This window comes from Acinetobacter sp. YH16053, assembly GCF_013417035.1.
Classification (GTDB): Bacteria; Pseudomonadota; Gammaproteobacteria; order Pseudomonadales; family Moraxellaceae; genus Acinetobacter; species Acinetobacter towneri.
Genome location: NZ_VPEP01000075.1, coordinates 1 through 2,591 on the forward strand (window position 1 = coordinate 1; position 2,591 = coordinate 2,591).

General features: G+C 38.0%; 4 protein-coding genes. 2 read left to right on the top strand and 2 right to left on the bottom strand.

Translation table 11 applies throughout. The features are described from left to right. The first annotated feature begins 1 nt into the window (after position 1). The gene (locus FTV43_RS14930) at positions 2–217 is read left to right on the top strand and encodes a hypothetical protein (protein ID WP_111886106.1); all 216 of its coding nucleotides are present in this window, start codon (positions 2–4) and stop codon (positions 215–217) included. A 318-nt stretch (positions 218–535) separates the two neighbouring features. Then, positions 536–979 carry a hypothetical protein gene (locus tag FTV43_RS14935; RefSeq protein WP_179991656.1) on the top strand — a complete coding sequence of 148 codons (444 nt, stop codon included), beginning with the start codon at positions 536–538 and terminating at the stop codon, positions 977–979. A gap of 107 nt (positions 980–1,086) precedes the next feature. Here the strand turns inward: FTV43_RS14935 and FTV43_RS14940 are convergent, their stop codons facing one another. Together FTV43_RS14940 and mobQ are read right to left on the bottom strand one after the other, a co-directional pair. Further along, positions 1,087–1,587, bottom strand: a complete 501-nt coding sequence (locus FTV43_RS14940) for a hypothetical protein (protein ID WP_179995792.1) — start codon at positions 1,585–1,587, stop codon at positions 1,087–1,089. Beyond that, positions 1,584–2,537 (bottom strand): MobQ family relaxase, encoded by a 954-nt coding sequence (mobQ, locus tag FTV43_RS14945; protein WP_179991710.1) that lies wholly within the window; start codon positions 2,535–2,537, stop codon positions 1,584–1,586. Before mobQ ends, FTV43_RS14940 begins: the two co-directional genes overlap by 4 nt. Positions 2,538–2,591 lie beyond the last annotated feature (54 nt).

Genomic DNA, 2,591 nt, shown 5'->3' on the forward strand with positions numbered 1-2,591 from the left:
CATGCAAAATGAATTAGAACGTTATAAAAATTTTGACCCTACCAATGCGCCAGTAGTAAAACCAAATTTTGTGAAAAAATTACAAGAACGCCATGCCACTGCTCAAGCAAAGGCTTTTGATGCAGATGTTGTAACTTGGCTAAGCTCTCAAGATAATGAAACAAAACAGCATATTAACGATATGGTTCGTCATATCATGGCTTTGAAACGTGTTTAATTAAAATTTAGCTCGATACTTTGAAACATGGCTAAAGCCATGTTTCAAAGTCGGGCAACTTTGCGCTTGCTGTAATTTGCTTAGCAATGAGAAAAACCAAGCAAAGTACCGATCATCTAGTATTTTTCAGGATCATTAATGAATTTGCATTTCTCATAAAGCTTTTTCGTCCGCTTACGCTTGATAATGAAGTAGGTCGAAATTTTAATGTTGCTCAGTCGTTCGTAGACATTCACTCGGCATCTTACGATACATCTAGCTATACATATTAGTTATAACAAATTAAAATTAATTAATTTTTACTTAAATATGAATATTATGAAAATACTAATTCTACTTTTTTCATTTACTATTTTATCTACTTCTACCTTAGCAAATAAATACGACTGGACATATATCCCACCGCCAAGTGTTAATTTTCAAAGTTACTCTCAAGGAAATCAGCAACTTCAAAATGGTTTAAATGCTATGGCTGATGCCGTAGTTAATTATGCTAATAAAAAACAAAATAACAGTACTACTTCTTATAATAATGTTGGTAACTTCACATATGGGAGTGATGGTAGTTCTTATTACAATACAGAAGATCGTTCTTACGGTTCAAATGGTTATACTTATTACCAAATAAATGAAAATAATGGCTATGGTTCAAATGGTTCCGTATACAACAGCGTCGGGGATTATCTTTATATAACTCAGCCTGACGGTAGAAAATTTGTTTGTTATCAATCTAGTGTGAATACACAGTGCAAAGAGAATTAATGTTCGACTCTTTGAAATATGGCTTTAGCCATGTTTCAAAGTCGGGCAACTTTGCGCTTGCTGTAATCTGATCAGTAATGAGAAAAACCAAGCAAAGTACCGATCATCTAGTATTTTTTAGGGTCGATCTGGCACCAGTCATAGGTCTTTTCTTTGACGCTATTTGGTTGGAATGAGTAACACGGATTTTTCGTCATGATTCTGACGAGTGTTTCTCCATCATCAACTTTGATTTGAAGTGCATATGCTGCTAATGCTTTTTTATCTGCTCTGCGCTGTTGGATTTCATCAAGGCTTGGGATATACAAAAATATAGCCAAAAGCAATACGAGAACCAAAGCCACAAAAGTACTGGCGAAAAATAGGATAAATTTTGCATTTAGTTGAGCTGCAACTTGGTTTAAATGCTGAATACTATTATTCAATGCACCTGTATGCTTCTTATTTGCGTTTTCTAGCGATTTTTCAGCCTTATTGAGTACTCCGTTAGCGATTTGGTTGTAAAATACCTCTAATCGCTTGTTATCGTCTGCTATGGCCTCTCTATATTCCTTCATGGAGGCCAGTAAAATATATAGTTGATCGTCTAAGTCGTTTTGGTTGCTCATAGCGATGGGCCACTTCTTTCATATTTAATACGCTGTGTCTGTTTCATCTTTTGCTCTTGTTCCAATTTCAATCTTTGTCTTTGCTCTTGTTCCAGACGTTGTGCTTCCCGATCTTTCTTCCATTGTTTGAAACCTTGCTCAACATGGTTGAACCCTTGTTCTAAGGTCTTTTCCTTGTGCTGTTGTTTGTTTTGGAGCTGTTGGCTGTTTTGCTGTTTGATCGTATCGTTAAAACGGCTAATTTCAGTATCTATGCCTTTTCTGCGCATCTGGGTAACTTTACTACCCTCATGGATGGTAGCTTGTAGATCCTTGCCTTGATCGGCATAACTACGGTGGTCGATTCTTTCCCGATACCCTGCATGTTCGAGGGCATGATTGGCTAAGTTTGCCCAGGTGGCTCGGATCTGTTTAATTTCTTCCTGGCTTGTTCCCATGCCCAGGCTTTTTCTCTTGGCATTGCTTAACTCAATATCAGTCTTATCCTTTAGCACCAGATTATGATCTTGATCCAGTTCAGCCTTACGTGTAGTCAGCAAGATATGCGCATGATGGTTTTTATCATCCCCTCCTTTGCTGGGTGCATGGATGGCTAAATCTGCAATCACCCCATAACGGTCTACTAATGATTGGGCAAACTCTTTAGCCAATTCTTTTCGCTGTTCTTCGTCCAGTTCATCAGGTAAAGCGATAACCCATTCACGTGCGGTTCGGGCATCTTTTCGATTCTCAGATTTTTCTGCCAGATTCCAAACTTGGCTTCGGTCTAATTCAGTATCCAAGTTAGAAAGAATCTCTGTATAAACCACACCTTCTTTTCTTGTGAAGTCATGGGTTAACCCTGTCCGTTCATCTTTCAATTTTTCTCCTGCACGGTAAGCCATAGATGCAACTGCAGTTCGTCCCGAACTTCGGTTAACGGTCTTAGTAGTACAGTGATAAATTGCCATGCCTTAGCCTTGTGGTGGTTTTGCTTTTGCTTTTAAAAATTGCGTAGCAGTTTT

What these genes read in the sequence shown, in the direction of transcription:
- FTV43_RS14930 (WP_111886106.1), top strand. Translation starts at nt 2, where the DNA reads ATGCAAAATGAATTAGAACGTTATAAAAATTTTGACCCTACCAATGCG.
- FTV43_RS14935 (WP_179991656.1), top strand. Translation starts at nt 536, where the DNA reads ATGAAAATACTAATTCTACTTTTTTCATTTACTATTTTATCTACTTCT.
- FTV43_RS14940 (WP_179995792.1), bottom strand. Translation starts at nt 1,587, where the DNA reads ATGAGCAACCAAAACGACTTAGACGATCAACTATATATTTTACTGGCC.
- mobQ (WP_179991710.1), bottom strand. Translation starts at nt 2,537, where the DNA reads ATGGCAATTTATCACTGTACTACTAAGACCGTTAACCGAAGTTCGGGA.